This is a genomic window from uncultured Treponema sp., from assembly GCF_946187725.1.
In the GTDB taxonomy this organism is placed as follows: domain Bacteria; phylum Spirochaetota; class Spirochaetia; order Treponematales; family Treponemataceae; genus Treponema_D.
Genome location: NZ_CAMHSK010000046.1, coordinates 1 through 20,900, shown reverse-complemented (window position 1 = coordinate 20,900; position 20,900 = coordinate 1). Strand labels below are relative to the sequence as shown.

The window sequence follows — 20,900 nt, the reverse complement described above, 5'->3', positions numbered from 1 at the left end:
GAAAGGCTCACGAGCCATTCTCTCCAGGAGCTAACCCGGCTTACGGCGCAGAGACAAAGGGGCTCGTAAAATCACTCAAATCTGTCGCAAAACTTCCGTATCACTACGCTCTCGATGGTATCTCAAACACACAGACAATCAACCCGTCTGCTTTGGGACACGATGAGGACGAGCGAATTGACAACCTCGTAAACGTCCTCGACGGATACTTCTCACGCGGCTCACACCACTTGAATGTAAACGTCTTCGGCGTAGAGAAGCTCAAGGACTGCCAGGCTCACCCAGAAAAACCTGAGTACGCTAACTTCACAGTCCGCGTTTCTGGTTATGCAGTTCGCTTCATCAACCTTACAAAAGAGCAGCAGGACGACGTTATCGCTCGAACCTGCCATGCTTCATTGTAATTAGATTTCAATAAAATCCCTCACAGAGTACACAAAGACCACAGAGGGATTTTTGAAAAGTAAAAAGTACACCTCAGTCTTATTCTTATCGCAAGCAATATGACTGGGGTGTTTTATTTCATATATATGTAATATTCCTCTGTGTACTCTTAAGCTCTGTGAGGAATTTTTTATAGATTTTCTTTCTTTTTTATAGACAGGCGTGATTTTGTTACAACAAATCATGCTCGGTTTTTATAATTCAGAGGTACTAAATGGCATTACAAGGATATATTCATCAGTTGGAATCTTTTGGTTCGGTTGACGGGCCTGGAGTTCGATTCATCATTTTCTTTTCGGGCTGTCCTTTCCGCTGCCTTTATTGCCACAATCCTGACACCTGGGAAATGACCCGCGGCAAGCTTTACACCGCCGACCAGCTTTTGGATGAAGCCGAAGGCTGCCGGGACTACTGGGGCAAAAAAGGCGGAATCACGGTTTCTGGCGGGGAACCGCTTGCACAGATTGATTTTTTAATTGAACTTTTTACAAAGGCAAAGGAACGCAACATAAACACTTGCATCGACACGGCAGGCGGTCCATTCAAACGCGAAGGTGAATGGTTTGAAAAATTCAAGCGCCTCATGGATGTTACTGATATCCTTCTTGTGGACATAAAGCACATCAATGAGGAAGAGCATAAAAAACTCACCGGCTGCACAGGCAAAAATGTACGCGAAATGTTCGCTTATCTTGACGAAATCAAAAAGCCAATCTGGATTCGTCATGTCCTTGTTCCAGGAATCACCGACAACGACGAATATCTCACACAAACCAGGGATTTTATCCGCACACTTCATAATGTAGAGCGGGTTGAAATCTTGCCCTACCACGGACTTGCAATCACCAAGTACAAGGATTTGGGAATTGCCTACCCTCTCGAAAAAACGGAAAGCCCCACTCAAGAACGCGTGGAAAATGCCAGACGCATTCTTGAATGTGACAAATATACTAAATGGAAGGACTAATTGAAGCGGAAAGTTTGCCTGCTTTTTGTTTTAGTCTTTCAGGAAGACGATGTGTTTTTTCGGTTGTCTGCCAGAGCCACTTCCAGTCAGCAGCCGAAAGTTCTTTTTCTGTAGCACGCCACTGCCAGTTGTGACCAAGGGTTGACGGCGTGTTCATTCTTCCCTCTACACCTTTTGCAAGAATATCCTGCATTGTAAGAATACAAGTGTTTGATTTGCTCTGAAGTGCGGCCTCCATCATTGCCTTGTTCAAACCGCGGTCTTTCTTTAATCCGAAGTATTCAAGAGCCTGTTCAACCGATTCTTTTGGAGCAGATTTCGTCCAGCCCAAAATTGTATCGTTGTCGTGGGTTCCTGTATAAACGACAGAATTTTCGATATAATTCTCAGGAAGATAGTCATTTTCATCACGGGTGTCAAATGCAAACTGAAGGACATTCATTCCTGGGAACCCTGTATCCTTCAAGAGTTTTCGGACATCTTCAGTCAAGAATCCCAAATCTTCGGCAATAATCGGTTTATCACCTAAATTTGCAACCTTAAACAAATCCATTCCCGGTCCTTTACGCCATACACCGTTTGCAGCAGTTTTAGAACCAGCCGGTATACAGTAATATGATTCAAATCCACGGAAATGGTCAATTCTGATGATATCATAAGTTTCAAGACAGCGATTCAGGCGTTTTTTCCACCATTCATAGCCTGTCTCTTTAAGGCGTTCCCAATTATATACAGGATTGCCCCAAAGCTGACCGTCTGCAGAAAAAGCATCCGGAGGACAGCCTGCCACTTCGATAGGATTTAAATTTTCATCAAGTGCAAAAATATCTGGAGAAGACCATACATCAACACTGTCAGCAGAAACATAAATCGGCAAATCACCGATAATTTTGATTCCCTTTGAGTTGCAATAGGTCTTTAAGCGGCCCCACTGAAGGAAGAAAAAGTATTGGAGCATTTTATGCATCAAAATCAAGTCTTCGTTATTTGAACGGAATGATTCGATTGCTTCAGGCTTTCGAAGGCGCAAATCGTCTTCCCAGCTAGAAAGCGGCGCACCTTTATGACTGTCCTTGATTGCCATAAAAAGAGCATAGTCATCAATCCAGTCAGCGTTTTTTTCGCAGAACTGACCGAAATCACAAGGAATATTCTTTACAAATTTCTTGAAAACCTTGGCATAAACAAGCGGACGCCTCATGTACAAAATGCCGTAATTAATTTTGCAAGAATCCCATCCCCAGTCAATCAATTCGAAATCAGAATAATCAAGATATCCGTCCTTAACAAGCTCATCAAAATCAATGAAGTATGGATTTCCTGCCGAGGTTGAAAAAGACTGATACGGAGAATCACCGTAACTTGTCGGACAAATCGGAAGAATCTGCCAATAAGACTGCCCTGCTTCACTGAGACGATCTACAAAATCATAAGCACTGCGCCCCAGGGTTCCGATACCTGCGCTTCCTGGCAAAGATGAAATGTGCATAAGCACTCCGGAAGCCCTTTTATTCAATGTACCCATTTTTATATCCCCTTTTAACTTTTTTCTATATTTTTATAAAGATTCAGTACGCTTTCCCCCTCAACAAAATCAAAAGGAAGGAGCGTATGTTTGCTTTTTTCCTGAGATTCTATGCACTCAAGCAGGGCGGAAATTCCCTGCTCGGCCAGAAGTTCAGTTTTCTGCCGGATTGTCGTAATTCTCGGACAGAAAAAATCCGCAATGGAAATTCCATCGAATCCAACAACTGAAATGTCTTTCGGAACGGAAAGCCCCATATCACTAAGGCTTCGGACAGCACCGATTGCCATAACATCCGCCATTGTAAATATTGCCGTCAAATCCGGACAATTTTTCAGCAGGACTTTTACAGCAGCTGCCGCACCGTCAAAAGAATACTTTGACAAGGCATACTGTGTATCATAGTCAAAGTCCAGTCCGTGCTTTTTCATCGTCTCCAGAAAACTTTCATATCGCCTGACAGTTACTTCTGAAGACTTCAGTTCACCACCAATCACCCCGATTTTTTTATGCCCACACTTAATAAGATATTCCGTTAAATAGGCGCTGGCTTTTCTGTCATCGGTACTGACACTTGAAAGATTTTTATTGACGACAGAATCCGCACTGTTCGTAATCAGAACGCATGGAATCTGAATCTTCATAAAATCTTCACGGTAAATGTCCGGGTTTCCGCCAAGGAAGACCATACCAAGAGGCTTCTGCTCGTAAAAAATGCGTGACGCGCACTGAGCCTCATTGTCGTATTCATCAAGAAGGACCACACTCGTATTGTAAGGAAGGGCCTCAAATCTGTTCTGAATAATCTCCAAAAGAGAATTAAACAGGATATTTGAAGTACCCTTTACAAGAATGTAAATTGTCTTTCTTTCCTGCTCTTTTAAAAGCTTTGCGTTCTGATTTACGACAAAGCCATGTTTGTTTACCACAGCCTGAACTTTTTCTCTGGTTTCAGATTTTACACCGGGCTGTCCGTTTATGACGCGGGAAACCGTACCAACTCCCACACCACATTCTCTTGCAATATCTCGTATTGTCATTTTATCCCTTCACAGCTCCAGAAATTACACCGCTGATAATGTATTTTTGGGCAAAAAGATAAAAAGCGATGATAGGAATTATTGCAAGCACGAGCATTGCCATGAATCCGCCGTAATCAGTGGCACCGTAAGCCCCCTGCATTGCAATCTGAATTGCAACAGGAACGGTTTTACTGTCAGTTCCCAGAACAAGATATGGAAGAAGATAGTCATTCCAAATCCACATGGCATTGAGAATTGCGACAGTGATTGCCGTTGGCTTTAAAACCGGGAAAACGACCAGGAAAAATGTCTGTAAAGGACTGCAACCGTCAATTTCAGCAGCTTCTTCAATATCCATTGGAACCGACTTTATGAATCCGGCAAACATAAAGACTGAAAGCCCTGCGCCGAATCCAAGATAAACGAAATTGATTCCAACAACATTATCAAAATTCAAAAGATTTACGATGTATGTCATTGTATACATGACCATCTGAAAAGGAACAATCATGCTGAACGCAAAAAGATAGTAAAGCCATTTTGTGAATCGGTTCTTAACACGCACGATAAACCATGATGTCATCGAAGTACAGACAAGAATCAGGCCAACAGATGCAAGCGTAATGAAAACCGAGCGCAAAAACGCAAGGAAAAAGCCTGATGTTGAAAGACCGTTTATATAATTTGTAAGTCCGGCGAACATTTCATGGCGCGGCAAAGCAAAAGGATTGCTGGAAATGAAAAGGCGAGACTTAAACGAATTCAAAATTACAAGAGCAATAGGAATAAGGAAGAGAACAGAAAGCACAACGAGAGTGAGACTGGTTGCATTTTCTTCAGTTTTATTTTTCATTGTTCAACCTCCTTTTTTCCAGTAAGTTTAAGCTGAAGGAATGCAAGGACTGCGACAATGATGAAGAACACGACAGCCTTTGCCTGACCGACTCCCTGCCAGCCTACCCTTCCATAGAATGTGTTGTAAATGTTAAGGGCAAGCATTTCTGTACTGTTTTCGGGAGCGCCCGCCGTAAGGGCTAAATTCTGGTCAAACATCTTGAAAGTGTTTGCCAAAGTAAGGAATGTACAGATTGTAATTGATGGCATTACGATTGGGATTTTTACCCGGAACAAAATAGAAAGAGGTGATGCCCCGTCAATTTCGGCAGCCTCAAGAAGCTCTTCGGGAACATTCTGTAAACCTGCGATGTAAATTACCATCATGTACCCAACAAGCTGCCAGTTTGTAAGTACGACAAGTCCCCAAAAGCCGTATTCTGTTTTAAAAGTTATATCCACGCCGAATCTGGCAAGAACGCCGTTAATCAAAAGATTCCAGATATAACCAAGAACGATTCCGCCAATCAAATTCGGCAGGAAAAAAATCGAGCGGAAAAGCGTGGTTCCGCGAATCTTTTTTGTAAGCATGAGGGCCAGGGCAAATGCAAATACATTTACCGTGACCATTGAAACGAGAGTGAACAGAGAAGTAAATCCAAGTGCATGAATAAATTCTCCATCATAAGTAAAAGCCTTGATATAGTTCTCAAGTCCGACCCATTTGGCATTTGTGACAGTGTTGAATTTTGTGAACGAAAGCCCAATTCCCATAAGGAACGGAATCACAAAAAACAAGGTAAATGCAAGCAGAGTCGGGAGAACAAAAATTGGAAAATAGCGTGCAGATTTTCTCATTTTCAACTCCCGTAAAAATCAATTACTGTGCAGAAGCACTTTCTTTTGCCCAGCTTGAAACAACATCAGAAGCAACAGCAGTCCATTCTTTAGAGCCCTGTGCATATCGGAGCAAAGATGAACCGAAGTCGTCCTTGAATTTCTGAGACGGGAACAATGTGAAGTTCCATGGAACAGAATTGATTCCTGGTTTTGAAGTCCATGCGATAACCTCTTTTGCCAATGGGTCTGTTGGTCGCTCTGACTCAGAGAATGTGTCGAACGGAGCGATAAAGTGGAACTCATTTGTAACATAGTTTTTGCCGATTTCGCTAGAGAAGAGCCAGTAAATGAAGTCAGCAGCGGCCTTCTGGTCTGCCTCAGATGCAGCAGAATTGATTGAGAAGAAGTTTTCTGTACCAACGCACAAGCCCTGTGCTTCTTCACCGTCAACACCTGTATAAATAGGAAGATACTTTACATTCTCCGGAAGAACTTTGTTGCCCTGAACATCAGCAATCTGTCCCCAAGCCCAGTTTCCGTTCTGAACCATAATACAGTTTTCAAGAGCAAATTCTGACATAGAATCAACAACAGTCTTTGTACCGACAGTTTTGCGGTCAACAACAGAATAATCAAGATAAAGGTCGAAGATATTTCGGAAATTATCACCGAAAGAAAAATCAATCTTATTCGTTGCGTCAGAAGCAAGGTCTGTGTTGTTTGTTTTGAATTCGTAGTAAACAGGAAGATTTGCAAGGTGTGTCTGCCAGCGCCAGTCTTCGCCAGCCTTGAGTGAAGTAGAAGCGAAAACGCCTTTTACACCAAGTTTTTCAGCATTTTTCTGCATGTCAGCAACGATTTCCTTGAGTTTTGCAAAAGTGTTGATTTCGTCCATGCTGCTGTAGCTGGTCTCTTTTGAAGGAAGAGCAAAATAGCTGTCTGTAAGCGCCTTATTGTAAATGATTCCGTAGCCTTCGATTGCATAAGGAATTCCGTAAACGCCACCGTCAGCAGTAACAGCAATTGATTTGTCACTCAAATGCTTATAAAGCTCAGTGTTTTTGAGGTCAGCACAATAGTCCTTCCAGCGTGCATAACCTTTTGGTCCGTTAATCTGGAAAAGAGTCGGTGCTTCTTTTGTAGCCATTTTTGACATGAGTGTCTGCTCGTAAGAGTTGTTTGCGGCAGTCTCAACGATTACCTTTACGCCAGTCTGCTTTTCATACTCAGCGGCAAGCTGCTTGTACTGTTCTGTGACTTCAGGCTTAAAATTCAAGAATCTGACTGAAGCGGCTTTCTTTTCGCCACAAGAAACCAGCCCCATGAGCATCACTCCAGAGGCAAGAACTGAGAGAATTTTGTTCGTTTTTTTCATAACGCACTCCATTTTAGAAAATAATCGGGAATCTTGAGACCGCTTTATTTTGGAATCGTTTCCAAAATTCCCAGTCTTAAGTATATGTTTTAAGTACGGAAAAAGTCAAATATTTTGGTTTCATTTTCTGATTTTATGAATATTTTTTTAGAAAAAAGTGAATTTCTGACGAAAAATAATGCAGATTCTACAAATATTGAACTATTACGATATATTAGAATAAATGCCGAGTTTTACACTGTTCACTAAATGCAAAACCCGGCATTTTTCTATTTCATCTTACACAGAAAAAGAAGCAAGAATTTCAGTGAGCATTGGAATCAGCTGCTTCTTTCGGCTCACGACATCCTTTAAGAAATAGATTTTTTCGTCCTGTTTCGGGAAGTTCAAGAACTGAAGGAAACGCTCATCACCTGCAATCAGCATAATTGAACTGAGTGATGAAATGTCCGTCACAAGGAGAGCCGCAAACATTGCACCATGCTTTTTGCGCTCATTCTCCAAATCCGCAAGGAATTCATCTTTCCTATCAACGACTTCCTCTGTGCCATCGACCTCTATCTGGCTCACAGTGAAAGTCACTTTTCCCTCGTTATATTCTTTCATATCCTGATTTATGACTTCCAGCGGTGAACGGCCTGAAATTCGGCTTCCTGCCTTGATGATTTCTTCTCCAAGCGCCTTAACATCAAGTCCGGTCATTTTGGCAAGAAATTCTGCCGTTTCAACATCAAGGCTCGTAGTCGTTGCGCTCTGCAAAATCAGGGTATCACTCAAAATTCCACATAGAAGAAGTTTGGCCACATCAAGCGGAATTTCGATGCATTCTTCACGGAAAAGACGCGCAATAATAGTAGAAGTTGATCCGAGAGGAAAATTGATGAAAGTAATAGGAGTTTTTGTGCTGACAGAACCGAGTCTGTGATGGTCAACAATATCGAAAATTTTATAATGCTCGAAACCGTCAACAATCTGAGACTTTTCGTTATGGTCAACCAGCGCAAGGGCAACTTTTGGTTCATGATGAACATCGATTTCACTGAGAACGCCAATGACTTTATTTTCATCATCAACGACAGGGAGAATCTGGCTTGCAACTTCTTTGAGACGCGGCATAATCTGCTGAATCGTGTCTTCGCGTTTGATTGGTTTGATTGTCTGGTCACAAAGAACACGAACCGGCGTTGAATAAAGAAGCAGCATGGAAGTAGAAGCAGTATCATATTTACTGACGATAATGCTTGTACCAGATTTTTTTGCCGCCTCAAGCACTGCCTCACTTGGAACACGACCGGCACTCAAAATCAAGGCACGAACCTTACGCTCCAGGCACAAAGTCTGAATATCTTCGCGATCACCGGTAACAACAACAATGCTTTCTTTATCACTGTGACCGTCAAGCGTCTGCCTGAAAGATTCAAATTTTGATGCCCCGGAAATAATAGTATAAGTGTGAAGAACATCAGCTTCATCACCCTTGCACAAAACCTTTCCGCGCAAAGTCTGACTCATCAGATTGACATTCGTAACCACAGAAAGATGATGCTCAGGCTTCAGGATTTCAAAGATTTTATTGGTAAACGAGTTATAGTTCAGAATTGCCTTGTAATGACCTTCATCATCTACAACAGGAAAAACTTTACGCCCTTTTTCACGCATGAAAGCCGATGCTTCCCAAAAAGGAGTCATCTGATTTATGACATCAGCTTTATCGTTCATGTAATATGCGACACGAGGATTCATGTCGGGAATAAATTCAGGCGGTGTGATTCCGAATTTCTTATAAATGTACTCCGTCTGAGGATTCAATTTTCCGGCACGACAGGCCTTGTACTCACTTGCCCCCTGAGCATGCCTGAAAGCAGCATAAGCCGTAGCCGAAACAACTGAGTCCGTATCAGGATTTTTATGACCAAAAATATAGATTGTTTTTTCCATAATCAATTTCTTCTATATTATACTGCTAACAGAGCCGATTTTCTACTTGTGACGGCTCTTTTTTAGCACCGGCTCACAAGTGAGATTTACCCCAAGCTTCTTGAAGATTTTTCTGTCAACTTCAGAGAGCATGACCGTCGTGTGAACCTGACAGCCCTTCAACTTAGGAAGCTGTTCAAGAGCCTTTTTGCAGTTTTCGTTTGAAGGAGAAAGCATTGCCAGAGCAACCAGAACCTCATCGGTATGAAGACGAGGATTGTTTCCAGCCAAATAATTGACCTTCATGTTCTGAATCGGCTCAATCATGTCTTTTGGAATAAGCTTGACTTTATGGTCGATTCCAGCCAGATGCTTTGTAGCATTCAGAATGAGAGCCGCACAGGTTCCCAAAAGGCTTGAAGTTTCTGATGTGATGATTGTGCCGTCATCAAGTTCAATCGCCGCAGCAGGAGCATTTGCCTTTGCACCCCGTTCATTCGCCGGAATTACGACTTTTCGGTCTTCTGGAGTAATTTTTGCCTGCTTCATAAGAAGTGCGATTTTATTGACTTCGTTTTCCGTGCCTTTATCCTCGACCAAATCATCAAGGGCTGTAAAATATCGGCGGATAATTTCCTGATTTGAAGCCTCACGACAAGCCTCGTCGTCAAAAATACAATAGCCGGCCATGTTTACGCCCATGTCAGTAGGAGATTTGTAAGGGTTTTCGCCGTAAATTCCTTCAAAAATTGCGTTTAAAACAGGAAAAATCTCGATGTCGCGGTTGTAGTTTACGGTTGTCTCGCCATAAGCTTCAAGATGAAACGGGTCAATCATGTTGACGTCGTTCAAATCAGCTGTGGCAGCCTCGTAAGCAAGGTTGACAGGATGTTTGAGCGGCAAGTTCCAGATTGGGAAAGTCTCGAATTTGGCATAACCGGCCTTGATTCCGCGCTTCTGCTCCTGATAAAGCTGGCTCAAACAGACAGCCATTTTTCCGCTTCCAGGGCCCGGGGCTGTAACAACAACGAGCGGACGGGTCGTTTCAACATAATCATTTTTTCCGTAGCCTTCGTCAGAATCGATCAAAGCGACATTATTCGGATATCCTTCGATTAAATAATGATAGTAGCACTTTATGTTCATGCGCTTGAGCTTGCTCTTGAATGCCTTTGCGCTTTCCTGACCTTTGAAATGAGTAATTACGACCGAACCAACCATGAGACCAAGATTCTGGAACTCATCTCGCAATCGCAAAACATCTTTGTCATAAGTAATGCCCAGGTCCCCGCGAACCTTGTTTTTTTCGATGTCAACGGCACTGATTACGATGACAATTTCTGCCATATCAGCGAGTTGCATGAGCATTTTGAGTTTTGAATCCGGCTGGAATCCTGGAAGAACGCGACTGGCATGGTAATCATCAAACAATTTACCGCCAAATTCCAGATAAAGCTTATCGCCAAACTTGGCAATCCGTTCCTTAATGTGTTCAGACTGTATCCGCAGATACTTTTCATTATCAAATCCGTTTTTCATAACGGGATTATATTATATAGAATTCAGCGATAAAAAAAAAGGGGGAAGTCGCTCCCTACCCCGTAGCGCCCCGCTACCTATTGACATAGTAGGTTATTATCAACATAATACATATACCTACAAAATAACTAGGTAATAATGTTATAACAAAAACGAGGTACATGATATGGCTAAGAAACTTCGACAGATAGCGATTTACGGAAAAGGCGGAATCGGAAAATCAACTACAACACAGAACCTTACAGCAGGTTTGCTTGAACTTGGAAAAAATGTTTTGGTCGTCGGCTGTGACCCTAAGGCTGACTCAACACGACTTCTTTTGGGCGGACTTCATCAGAAAACGGTTTTGGACACAATCCGTGACAACAAGACAGAAATCCAGCTTGAAGACTTGCAGAAAGTCGGTTTCAAGGGCGTTCGCTGCGTTGAGTCGGGAGGCCCGGAGCCAGGAGTTGGTTGTGCTGGTCGAGGTATCATCACTTCAATCTCAATGCTTGAGAATTTGGGCGCATACACAGAAGATTTGGACTATGTTTTCTACGATGTTTTGGGTGATGTCGTATGTGGTGGCTTTGCAATGCCAATCCGTGAAGGCAAGGCTCAGGAAATCTACATCGTTGCTTCTGGTGAAATGATGGCTTTGTATGCCGCAAACAACATTTGTAAAGGTATTGCCCGCTATGCTGAACGAGGCGATGTTCGATTGGGCGGAATTATCTGTAACAGCCGAAATGTTGACCGCGAGCTTGATTTGCTCCGTGCTTTCACAAAAGAGCTTAACACTCAGCTGATTTACTTTGTTCCACGAAACAACATCGTCCAGCAGGCAGAAATCCGAAAGAAGACCGTAATTGAGTACGCCCCGGAAAGCTCTCAGGCACAGGTTTACCGTGATTTGGCTCAGGCAATCGACGAGAACACAAACTTCACGATTCCAACCCCAATCACTCAGGAACGCCTCGAAGAAATCCTTATCGAAAACGGCATGATGGAACCGGAAGGAAACTACTCAATTTAACTGCCCAATTCAGTTATGCTAGTGCGATGGCTTCTATTTCAACCAGAGCACCTTTTGGTAATGCACCTACTTCCACGCAGCTTCGGGCGGGCTTTGAAACGAAATATTTTTCATATACCGCATTGAATGCTGCGAAGTCCTTTATATCTGCAAGGAAACAAGTAGTTTTTACGACCTTTGAAAAATCAGAGCCAGCAGCTTTCAGAATTTCACCAAGATTTTTGATTGCCTGCTCGCTCTGCTCTTCAATTCCGGCAGCTTCGATTGTGCCGCTCTCTGGATTGAGCGGAATCTGACCGGATGTGTACAAAAATCCGTTTGCCAGAATTGCCTGTGAATAAGGGCCGATTGCGGCCGGTGCAGATTTTGTTTCGATTGTTTTCATATAAACTCCTTTTTGGGAAAATTTGGAAGAAAAAAAGATTGAAAGAGAAAAAGAAACCGTCGCAAGCAAGCTTGCTAATGAGTTTTGAAAAACAAAACTCAAAAATATAGGATGCGTTTTCTCTTTTTTTTATTTTATATCAATGAACTTTCGGATTCTATGAATTACGCCGAGTTTTTCGCAAAGACGCGTACAATTTTCTTCGTCCTCTTTTGAGATTGTTGTTTCAACCGTGCTCAAAATCACTTTCGGAATCACTTTTCCGGCTTCTTCGGCGAATTGAATCATGGCAGGAAAGGCTTTTTCCTTGAAAACCGGCCGAACTGTTGCCTCATATATTTCCGGATTGCTTGAGTTCAGGCTGATTGAAAGCGCGTCAATTTTGCCCGCGAGAAGAGGAACGATATCTTTTTTATTGATGAGATTTCCAAGCCCGTTCGTGTTGATTCTGACAGGAAGTGTGAAATTTGCCTTGAGGAATGAGGCGACTTCAAGAAGGACATCGAGGACTTCGGTCGGCTCTCCGTATCCGCAGAAAACGAATTCTTTGTATGACTTGAAGCGTTCGGTCTGCGCCTCGGCTTTGATTGCCTCAATCACTTCCTGTGCGTCGGGTTCGCGTTCGAGCCAGAGAGTCTCAACATTGTCGAATTCTGCTCCGCTGGATTTCTGCCTGATGCAAAAGGTGCATGCACAAGGGCATCGGTTCGTGAGGTTGATGTAAAGTCCATTGTACTCAGGATAAATGATTGTCATGCCTTTCTTCATATTATTCTCCGTTCAGAAAATCAAGCGCATACTGCACGGCAAGGGCGGCGGCGTAGTGATAGCTGTCTTCGGCAAGGTCAAAATGCTCGTTGTGATGCGGGTAGCTTGTTGCTTCGCTGTCGCTGGAGCCTGCGTGAATATATGTTCCCGGTGCTTTGCGTGAAAAATCTGCGAAATTGTCAGCCATGAAGCGTTTTTCGATGTTCGTGATGATGTTTTCAGCCGGAACGATTTTCTTTGCAGATTCGATGACTTCAGCCACGGTTTCAGCTGGATTTATGAGCGGGTCTGAAATGTCTTCGATTTCAACATCTGCTTTTGCTCCGTATTCTTCCGCAATATTTGTAGCGATTTTGCGCACTGCATCGGCGAGTTTTTTCCTTGATTCTTTTGAAAAAGCCCTGATTGTTCCTTCCAAAACAGCCTCAGATGGAATTATGTTGTAGGTCGTGCCGGAATGAAAGCTTCCGATTCCGATTAAGCCGCCTTCAACCGGCGAAACGAGCCTTGAAACGACCGTCTGAAGCTGAGAGGCAATCAGTGCGCCGACAAAAAGTGAATCTGCGCCAAGTTCAGGATATGTGATGTGACTTGCTTTTCCTTGAATCGTGATTTTGAGCCGGTCGCAGCTTGCCATGTCGCTTCCTGTTTTGATTGCAAATTTTCCGACATCAAGGCCGGACTGAAAGTGAATTGCAAAGGTACGGTCCACATCGTCTAAAACCCCGGAATTGATTATATCCCGCGCACCGTTTCCGATTTCTTCTGCTGCCTGAAAAGCAAAAATCACTTTGCCCTTAAAGTCTTTTTTGTGTGCGGAAAGGATTTTTGCCGCTCCCAAAAGATAAGCCGTGTGGCCGTCGTGACCGCAGGCGTGCATGATTCCAGAATTCTGGCTTTTGTAAGGCACATCATTTTCTTCCTGAATCGGAAGGGCGTCAATGTCCGCACGGAGAAGAAGCGTTTTCCCAGGAACGCCAGAGTCAAGCTCCGCGATGACATTTGTTCCGGCGACTCTTTTGAATGGAAGCCCCATTTCTGAAAGATTTTCTTCTATATAACAGCAAGTGTTGAACTCATTGAGCGCAAGTTCAGGATGAGAATGAAAATAATTTCGCAGCTCGACCATGTAAGGTTTGAGCTCAAGGGCTTCTTCCAGAATCAACATTTGTTCCTCCGCTGGAAAAGGGTACTACCTATTGACCAAATAGTCAAATAGGTTTATAACCTAGTATATCAGTAGGTATTAATATGACGAAAGACAGTATTATTGAGTTAAAAAACATATCGAAGACCTTTCAAACTGAGGACGGGAATTTTACTGCGGTTGATGATGTTTCGCTTTCGATAAAAAAGGGCGAGATTTTTGGAATCATCGGCTATTCGGGAGCGGGAAAGTCAACGCTTGTGCGGGCAATAAACCTGCTCGGCCGGCCGAATTCGGGCAGCGTGACCGTGCGTGGCAAGGATTTTCTTTCGCTTTCAGCAAAGGAACTTCGCGAAGAACGTAAAAAAATCGGAATGATTTTCCAGCACTTCAACCTGATGAAAAGCCGCACTGTTGAGTCAAATGTTGCTTTTCCTCTCAAACGCTCTGGGCTTTCAAAGACAGAAATTTCTGGGCGCGTAAAAGAACTTTTGAAACTGGTTGAGATTGAGGGAAAGTCAAAGGATTATCCGAGCCAGCTTTCGGGCGGTCAGAAGCAGCGAGTTGCCATTGCGCGCGCTCTTGCAAACAATCCAGACATTCTCTTGTGTGACGAGGCAACTAGCGCACTTGATCCGACCACAACCCGCTCAATTCTTGCGCTTCTAAAAAGGCTTAACAAGGAGCTGGGGCTTACAATCGTAATCATCACGCATCAAATGGAAGTAATCAAGGAGATTTGTGACAAAGTTGCGGTCATGGAAAACGGAAAAGTCGTTGAAAGCGGTGAAGTTTTTGACATTTTCGCAAAGCCTCAGAACGAAGTAACCAAACGATTCATCCGCTCGACATCAAATCTTTCAAAGGTCGAAGAATTGATTGAGGAAGATTCGCCTGTGGTGCATCTCGAAAAGGACGAAAAACTCGTGCGCTTCACTTACATAAAGAAGAATGTTTCCGAGCCGCTGATTTCAGCAATTTCAAGGCTGTACGAAGTGACGATAAACATCATCTTCGCAGAGATTGAAATCGTGCAGGACGCCCCAATCGGCGGAACGGTAGCAATCGTAAGCGGAGAAGAAGCAACGATAGACCGTGCGCTGAAACACATCGCGGCTCTGGATGTCGGGGTCGAGGTGCTAAAGACAGGAACGGAGTAATTTTGACGCAGATGCATTAGCCGCGTGAGCGGCGAGTAAATAATTTCTACTAACGCAAACGACACTAAGTGGCGTATGGACGCAGATTAACGCGGATTTTTTTCACATATATCTGCGTTTATCTGTGTTTATCCGCGTCTAATACTTGGGGGCGTTGCGGGGTGTCCCCGCAGATGGGGGTGAGGTGAAGACCGTTTGCGGGCTGAACCCAGGGGGAAGGCTTTCCCCCTCTCTATAATTTTTGGAGGATTTTATGACTGATTTTATTGAGACGATTTTGCCGAATGTGGCTAAGCACCCGGAGAGATTTTTTAACGGGCTTCTGGAGACTTTTATTATGACGGCGTGGTCGGGGGCGATTAGTTTTGTGCTGGGCCTCGTGATTGGAATTACGATTACCGTGACTAAAAAGGGTGGCATTCTTGAGAACAGGCCGATTTACCAGATTTTTGACAAACTGATTAACCTGTTCCGCTCGATTCCCTTCATTATTTTGCTGACAGGCGTTATGCCTCTGAGCCGTCTGATTATGGGAACGGCGATTGGCGTGCGGGGTGCGATTGTGCCTCTGATTTTCGGTACGGTGCCCTTTTTCAGCCGACAGATTGAGACCGCCCTTGCCGAAGTCGATGAAGGCCTCGTTGAAGCTGCCGAAAGCATGGGACTGAGCCCTTTTGACATTATTTTCCGCGTCTATCTGCGTGAAAGCGTGGGGCCTCTTGTGCGGGGAACGACCATTACGCTCGTGAGCCTGATTGGTCTTACTGCCATGGCTGGTGCCGTTGGTGCTGGCGGTCTTGGAAACTACGCGATTATGTACGGTCACGACAGGAACCAGCTTGACGTTACCTGGCTTACGATTGTAGTGCTTGTGATTGTGGTCAATCTGATTCAGCTGGGGGGGAACCGGATTGTCAGGAAGAACAGACATTAATAATTAGCAATGAGCAATTTGCAGTTAGGAGTTTTTAAAGGGGGACTTTATGGCGATTAATAGACGGAAGATTGGAATTATTGGGGCAGGACATGTTGGAAGTCATGGCGGATATGCTTTGATTTCACAGGGACTTGCCGAGGAAATCGTTTATATCGATGTTGATGAAAAAAAGGCGGCGGCTCAGGCACTGGATTTGTTTGATTCTTCCACTTATCTTGACCGACATGTAAAAGTCTATGCCGGGACTTATTCTGACATTGGCGACGCAGACATTCTGATTGTGGCGGCAGGTCCTTTGCCTGACATGCAGGCTGGCCAGAACGACCGGCAGCAGACCTTGGGTGCGACCGTGGAGATTTTGAAGGACATTGTGCCGAAGATTAAGGCGAGCGGCTTTGACGGAATCATCATCAATATTTCAAATCCTGCTGACGTCGTAGCCCATTACATTCAGGAAAAACTAAACTGGAATTCCAGGAGGATTCTTTCAACCTCGACGACTTTGGACAGCGCGAGAGTCCGCCGTGCAATTGCAGAGGCCACAGGCTACGACCAGAAATCAATCAACGCCTATGCTTTAAGCGAGCACGGAGAAACTCAGTTCGTGCCCTGGAGCCTTGTGACTGTGGCAGGAAAGCCTCTGCTTGAGCTGATTAAGGAGCAGCCGGAGCGGTTCGGAAAACTCAATCTCGACGAAATTGCCCAAACAGCCAAAAAAGCGGGCTGGATTATCCTGGGCGGCAAGGGAAGCACGGAATTTGGAATCGGAGCCAGTATCGCAAATGTGGTTCAGGCGATTTTCTGCGACGAAAACAGAATCCTTCCGGTCTCAACCCTTCTCCAGGGCGAATTCGGCTACACCGATGTCTTTGCAAGCGTTCCCTGCCGTCTGAACAGCGAGGGCGTGGCAGAAGTGATTGAACTTAAGCTGACGGAAGGGGAGAAGGCTAAATTTGACGCGAGTGTTGCCAGCATGAAGGAAAATTACCGGCGGGCACTGGGGATGTAAGTAAGATTTCTGTGCTGTACTCGCAATAACGGAGAGTGTGTGTTATAATAAAAGCGGAGGTGCACTTATGATGACAGCAGTAAAAGCTTATTACAATGGCACGACATTTATTCCTTTACAGCGATATAATTTCAAGCCCAGCCAGCAGGTTTTGATTGTTGTTGACGAAAAAGATGACCTTGAAACGCCTGCACAGAAGTTTTTGAAACTTTCTTGGGCTGGAAACGAAAGCGCGGATGAAATACTTAAAACTATAAACAGCTCAAGAAATAATTCAACTAGATTTGGGGCGGAAAATGCACTTTTTGATTGATACAAATATTCTTATCTATCGCCTCAAAAATATGGGCAATGTGAACGGAAATTTTTTGAAATACCAAAATGAGCCGATGTCAGTCTCTGTTGTTTCTTATGGAGAACTTGTTTATGGTGCTGAAAAATCCAAGTCCGTCGAAAAGAACCTCAAAACTGTTAGTGAGATAAAAGATATTTTTCCGATTACAGACATTACAACAAATGTTATGGATGTTTTTGGCAAGATAAAAGCCCATGTTCAGAAAATTGGAAAAACAACTGACGATATGGATTTGCTGATTGCTGCAACTGCCATTGCAAATGATATGACGCTCGTAACGCACAATACAAAGCACTTTGAGAATATCCCCAATCTGAAACTGATGGATTGGTTTTAGATTATTCAGAGAGACTGTAAAAAGCGTTCCAATGTAATTCTGATTGACTACATAACTTTTCTGCATTATATTTTTGTCAGATTGGAGAACACGTTATTTTGTGTTTCTTACGAGAGCGGCGTTGCGACGGCGCTTTTTTTTTAAATAAAAAATTGAACAGTTATAAGAAAACTAAAAAGGTAGAAACGCCTGAGGTCGGCAAGCCACTCGAAGCGTTTCCGACCGCTTCGCGGTCGGTCGGGCTTTCCGCCCTTCCGCGCTAACCGCGCTCCATTCTTCCATTCGCTATGCTCATTCCAGAACTGCCCTTCGGGCATGGGCTACAATCCCTAACGCAACAAACGAGTAATATTCTGTAATTTTGTCTGATAAAGCTCTGCAATGGCAACCTGAGTCATCTATATTTTTCCATCCTGAAAAAGTACATCAACCTTTGTGTCTCCCTTTTCATTCTGGTAAATCATAAGGTTGCCGATTGATTCAAATTGCTTTTCTATTACAGTTCTTCATCTTTTAATGTGGCTTTTTAATTGATAGAACTTTACGAATTAGAGAATTCCTCTACAATATTTTTTAATTGCTCTTCGATTTTAGCAAACTCAAGATTTAAATCTAATGTTTGAATTGAAAACTTGCTTCCTAGAATTCTTAAGTTCTTCTGGTTCGGTGTTACCTCTTCATCAGTTTTTGCATAAAGTAACATTCCACTTACTACACCATCAAATTTGGCTTGCTTATTATTTACATATGAAAGTATTTGATATAGATTTCCGCTATGATAGGAACTCTTGCCGAATTGACTCTGCATGGTTCGTCCGTAATATTTCGTATCAATAATCAGTACTCTATTTTGCAAACTATCTGTCAAAGTAATGTCTGTTTTCATAGCTGGTAAGTATTCAATATCACCTTGTGCATCCCAATCAATATAATTTGCACTTGGATTAAGATTTCGGAAATGTTTCTTATAATATTCGAGCACGAATTTCTCATATAAATGACTCATTCTTTGTTCATCAATAAACTCCATCAACTTTGTTTTTCCGCTTGATTGAGTTTGTAACAGTCCTTTTATAATCAAATAACATATCCCCATCAACATTCTATATGTCTGATTATTCTGATTAAAATGAAATTTCCAGTTTATCCGATAAACATCTATTTCCCTTACTTCAATAAAATACAGCAATAAAGCTTTCAAAGCTTTTTTCCGTCCGGTTGAAACATCAGCTTTAAGAAGCAAAAGTATTGTTGATTTTAAAATCCTATTCATATAAGAATCATTTGAAAATTCGTCAAATGAACATACTAGTTTTTTATTCAAAAAAGACATTTGATTTATAGATTCTGTAACACGAATACTTCCCCGTAAAGAGGAAAGGGTTTCTGTTTTGGTGACATAATCACGATTTAAATATCGCTTCAACTGGCTCTCGATTCCTTTACATAAAATCAAGGCAAACATATCAGCTGTATTTTTGAAAGATTCGGTAGCAATGCTTTTATAAGTTTGCTGATTCAGAACCTGAAATGCATACGAGAGCATATAGTAAATGTTCTTTATAAGAATAGCCTTGCTCACTTAATTGCATCCTGCAGTTTATGCTTCCATTTTTCAATTTTATCAGTTTCGTCGAACCAATATTCTTCCAAAAGCGGTAGAATCTCATAATTTACAATATCAGAAAGCCATTGGTCATTCACATCACTAGACTCTTTTGGTATAAAATAACTATGCCCGATTCTGAACCCTTTTCCAAGAGAAACATCTTCCGCTATCTCTTTATTTAGATCAATGATTTCTTCAATAAGCCGATTATACTTTTCGTTCGAAATTTCACCTTGCAATTGTTTAAATCCTTCTGTTTCAAAGGCTGGCTCAAATTCGACAAAAGAAAAACGCCTGCGAAGCGCATAGTCAATCATAGCAAGACTTCTGTCTGCAGTATTCATCATTCCGATTATATAAACGTTTTCAGGAATATAAAAGTCTTCCTTTGAGTACAAAAGCTGAATTTTATATTCTTTTCCACGTTTATCGTTTTCTATCAGAAGCAAAAGTTCTCCAAAAATCTTACTTAAATTACCACGGTTTATTTCGTCAATTATGAAAAAGTATTTGTTATTATTATCGTCAGCTGCTTTTTTGCAGAAATCATAGAAAACTCCATAGCGCTTTTCAAACTGCTTACCCTCATCTTCAGAAGGTCTAAATCCAACAATAAAGTCTTCATAACTATAGTTTTGATGAAACTGTATTACCTTAACTTGATTTGTGTTTTTTTCTTCAAGGATAGAATATGCAAGGCGTTTTGCAGCAAATGATTTACCTACTCCTGGTGCACCTTGTAAAATTATATTTTTCTTTCTCTCAAGAAGCCCAAGTATAGTTTCGTATTTCTCTGGAGAAATAAAAACTTCTGACAAGAAATTTGATTTATCATAAGGTTTAAAACTTCTGATTTCTTCTGAAGGCGCTTCTTCAATCTCAAACAGAGCGTTAAGCTTTTCAACATAATCAGTATAATCTGTTATGTCTGTAAGAGTCTTCATAACTGCCTGCCCAGGATGTTTCCAGTCTCCGTCATGAGTCCAGTTTACTTTTCGAATATGATTATAATCTGTTCTGTTGGCGTCAAATTCATAATCACCAGTTACTACACCACGACCGATTACTTTGTACATCCCTTTTTTAACAAAAATGACATCGCCAACTTTCATTTCATTTGCGAACTGCCAAGTTGCAAGAGATGAATTCATGCATGATGAATCAGTGTATTGTTCCTGTAACTTTTCTTTTATTTCTTCTCTGCTATCATACGCCTTTAAATCTCCCAGTTCTTCCCAGCCAAGAGCCATGATTCCTTTTTCATGAAATTCTTTCCATTTAAAAGCATTTTCACCAGGTGAATAAATCCAATAGTGAACAGAACTTTCTGTGTTTGGGTTATCTTCTGTATTTTGATTTTGCATTTCATTCCATATAGACAAAAGCTGTTTGCTAAAATCCCATAAATTTTCATCTCCTTTTTCCTCTATCAAAATCAACTGTAATTCGGAAATTGGAGTATTTTTCCTTATTGTTTTTCCGTAAAACTCGGCAAACTTAAGTAAGATTTCTTTCTTGAACCAGTTTATAAGTTTTTTTTGAGAATACATAAATGCAATCTTCCATTTGAATGTATCGCCTAAATCAATTTCGTCTATTTCAGAATAATTCCCGCTTCGTGCAGCATTTGCTATTTTGATGATATTTGATTTAATATTTTCAAAAACTTCTTCACGGGTATTTCCATACTTTGAATACCAAGCATATTCATC

The 20,900-nt window shown here is 42.2% G+C and carries 20 protein-coding genes; 8 read left to right on the top strand and 12 right to left on the bottom strand.

Annotation, left to right across the window (positions count from 1 at the left end; all coding sequences use genetic code 11):
• The coding region (locus Q0Q74_RS12555; protein ID WP_294431358.1) for a glycine radical domain-containing protein at window positions 1–404 on the top strand (404 nt) is incomplete at its 5' end.
• A gap of 254 nt (window positions 405–658) precedes the next feature.
• Window positions 659–1,411, top strand: a complete 753-nt coding sequence (gene pflA / locus Q0Q74_RS12550) for a pyruvate formate-lyase-activating protein (protein WP_294431355.1) — start codon at window positions 659–661, stop codon at window positions 1,409–1,411.
• Here the strand turns inward: pflA and malQ are convergent.
• From malQ to Q0Q74_RS12515, 7 genes are all read right to left on the bottom strand, one after another.
• Entirely contained in the window at window positions 1,395–2,936 is a 1,542-nt protein-coding gene (malQ, locus tag Q0Q74_RS12545; RefSeq protein ID WP_294431353.1) for a 4-alpha-glucanotransferase, read from the bottom strand. The genes pflA and malQ overlap by 17 nt on opposite strands.
• Before the next feature lie 14 nt (window positions 2,937–2,950).
• A complete protein-coding gene (locus tag Q0Q74_RS12540) occupies window positions 2,951–3,976 on the bottom strand; it encodes a LacI family DNA-binding transcriptional regulator (protein ID WP_294431350.1) in 1,026 nt (341 codons plus the stop codon).
• Window position 3,977: 1 nt separating this feature from the next.
• Window positions 3,978–4,811, bottom strand: a complete 834-nt coding sequence (locus Q0Q74_RS12535) for a carbohydrate ABC transporter permease (protein WP_294431347.1) — start codon at window positions 4,809–4,811, stop codon at window positions 3,978–3,980.
• Entirely contained in the window at window positions 4,808–5,650 is an 843-nt protein-coding gene (locus tag Q0Q74_RS12530) for a carbohydrate ABC transporter permease (RefSeq protein ID WP_294431346.1), read from the bottom strand. Before Q0Q74_RS12530 ends, Q0Q74_RS12535 begins: the two co-directional genes overlap by 4 nt.
• 22 nt (window positions 5,651–5,672) lie before the next feature.
• A complete protein-coding gene (locus tag Q0Q74_RS12525) occupies window positions 5,673–7,007 on the bottom strand; it encodes an ABC transporter substrate-binding protein (RefSeq protein ID WP_294431344.1) in 1,335 nt (444 codons plus the stop codon).
• Window positions 7,008–7,286: 279 nt separating this feature from the next.
• Window positions 7,287–8,945: a putative manganese-dependent inorganic diphosphatase gene (locus Q0Q74_RS12520; RefSeq protein WP_294431342.1), complete on the bottom strand. Its 1,659-nt coding sequence runs from the start codon at window positions 8,943–8,945 to the stop codon at window positions 7,287–7,289.
• A 42-nt stretch (window positions 8,946–8,987) separates the two neighbouring features.
• Window positions 8,988–10,463, bottom strand: a complete 1,476-nt coding sequence (locus Q0Q74_RS12515) for a DUF1846 domain-containing protein (protein WP_294431341.1) — start codon at window positions 10,461–10,463, stop codon at window positions 8,988–8,990.
• A 166-nt stretch (window positions 10,464–10,629) separates the two neighbouring features.
• Here Q0Q74_RS12515 and nifH point away from each other — a divergent pair, with 166 nt between their 5' ends.
• Window positions 10,630–11,481 (top strand): nitrogenase iron protein, encoded by an 852-nt coding sequence (nifH, locus tag Q0Q74_RS12510; RefSeq protein WP_294431340.1) that lies wholly within the window; start codon window positions 10,630–10,632, stop codon window positions 11,479–11,481.
• 13 nt (window positions 11,482–11,494) lie between these two features.
• Here the strand turns inward: nifH and Q0Q74_RS12505 are convergent, their stop codons facing one another.
• The 3 genes from Q0Q74_RS12505 to Q0Q74_RS12495 form a co-directional block, all read right to left on the bottom strand.
• The gene (locus Q0Q74_RS12505) at window positions 11,495–11,866 is read right to left on the bottom strand and encodes a RidA family protein (RefSeq protein ID WP_294431338.1); all 372 of its coding nucleotides are present in this window, start codon (window positions 11,864–11,866) and stop codon (window positions 11,495–11,497) included.
• Window positions 11,867–11,995: 129 nt separating this feature from the next.
• Window positions 11,996–12,634 (bottom strand): TatD family nuclease-associated radical SAM protein, encoded by a 639-nt coding sequence (locus Q0Q74_RS12500; protein ID WP_294431337.1) that lies wholly within the window; start codon window positions 12,632–12,634, stop codon window positions 11,996–11,998.
• Between the two features lies 1 nt (window position 12,635).
• Window positions 12,636–13,802, bottom strand: a complete 1,167-nt coding sequence (locus tag Q0Q74_RS12495; protein ID WP_294431335.1) for a M20 family metallopeptidase — start codon at window positions 13,800–13,802, stop codon at window positions 12,636–12,638.
• 83 nt (window positions 13,803–13,885) lie between these two features.
• Here Q0Q74_RS12495 and Q0Q74_RS12490 point away from each other — a divergent pair, with 83 nt between their 5' ends.
• The 5 genes from Q0Q74_RS12490 to Q0Q74_RS12470 all read left to right on the top strand — a co-directional run bounded on the left by Q0Q74_RS12490 (window position 13,886) and on the right by Q0Q74_RS12470 (window position 17,579).
• Window positions 13,886–14,941, top strand: coding sequence for a methionine ABC transporter ATP-binding protein (locus Q0Q74_RS12490; RefSeq protein ID WP_294431334.1), 1,056 nt, complete (start codon window positions 13,886–13,888; stop codon window positions 14,939–14,941).
• 253 nt (window positions 14,942–15,194) lie between these two features.
• Complete coding sequence (locus Q0Q74_RS12485) at window positions 15,195–15,875, top strand: methionine ABC transporter permease (protein WP_294431332.1); 681 nt, start codon at window positions 15,195–15,197, stop codon at window positions 15,873–15,875.
• A gap of 49 nt (window positions 15,876–15,924) precedes the next feature.
• Window positions 15,925–16,887: an L-lactate dehydrogenase gene (locus Q0Q74_RS12480; RefSeq protein WP_294431330.1), complete on the top strand. Its 963-nt coding sequence runs from the start codon at window positions 15,925–15,927 to the stop codon at window positions 16,885–16,887.
• A gap of 67 nt (window positions 16,888–16,954) precedes the next feature.
• The gene (locus tag Q0Q74_RS12475) at window positions 16,955–17,200 is read left to right on the top strand and encodes an antitoxin AF2212-like protein (protein ID WP_294431329.1); all 246 of its coding nucleotides are present in this window, start codon (window positions 16,955–16,957) and stop codon (window positions 17,198–17,200) included.
• Window positions 17,184–17,579 carry a PIN domain-containing protein gene (locus Q0Q74_RS12470; protein WP_294431327.1) on the top strand — a complete coding sequence of 132 codons (396 nt, stop codon included), beginning with the start codon at window positions 17,184–17,186 and terminating at the stop codon, window positions 17,577–17,579. The genes Q0Q74_RS12475 and Q0Q74_RS12470 overlap by 17 nt, the downstream gene beginning before the upstream one ends.
• A gap of 541 nt (window positions 17,580–18,120) precedes the next feature.
• Here the strand turns inward: Q0Q74_RS12470 and mcrC are convergent.
• Window positions 18,121–19,161 carry a 5-methylcytosine-specific restriction endonuclease system specificity protein McrC gene (gene mcrC / locus Q0Q74_RS12465; protein WP_294431326.1) on the bottom strand — a complete coding sequence of 347 codons (1,041 nt, stop codon included), beginning with the start codon at window positions 19,159–19,161 and terminating at the stop codon, window positions 18,121–18,123.
• The coding region (locus Q0Q74_RS12460; RefSeq protein ID WP_294431323.1) for an AAA family ATPase at window positions 19,158–20,900 on the bottom strand (1,743 nt) is incomplete at its 5' end. The genes Q0Q74_RS12460 and mcrC, both read right to left, overlap by 4 nt.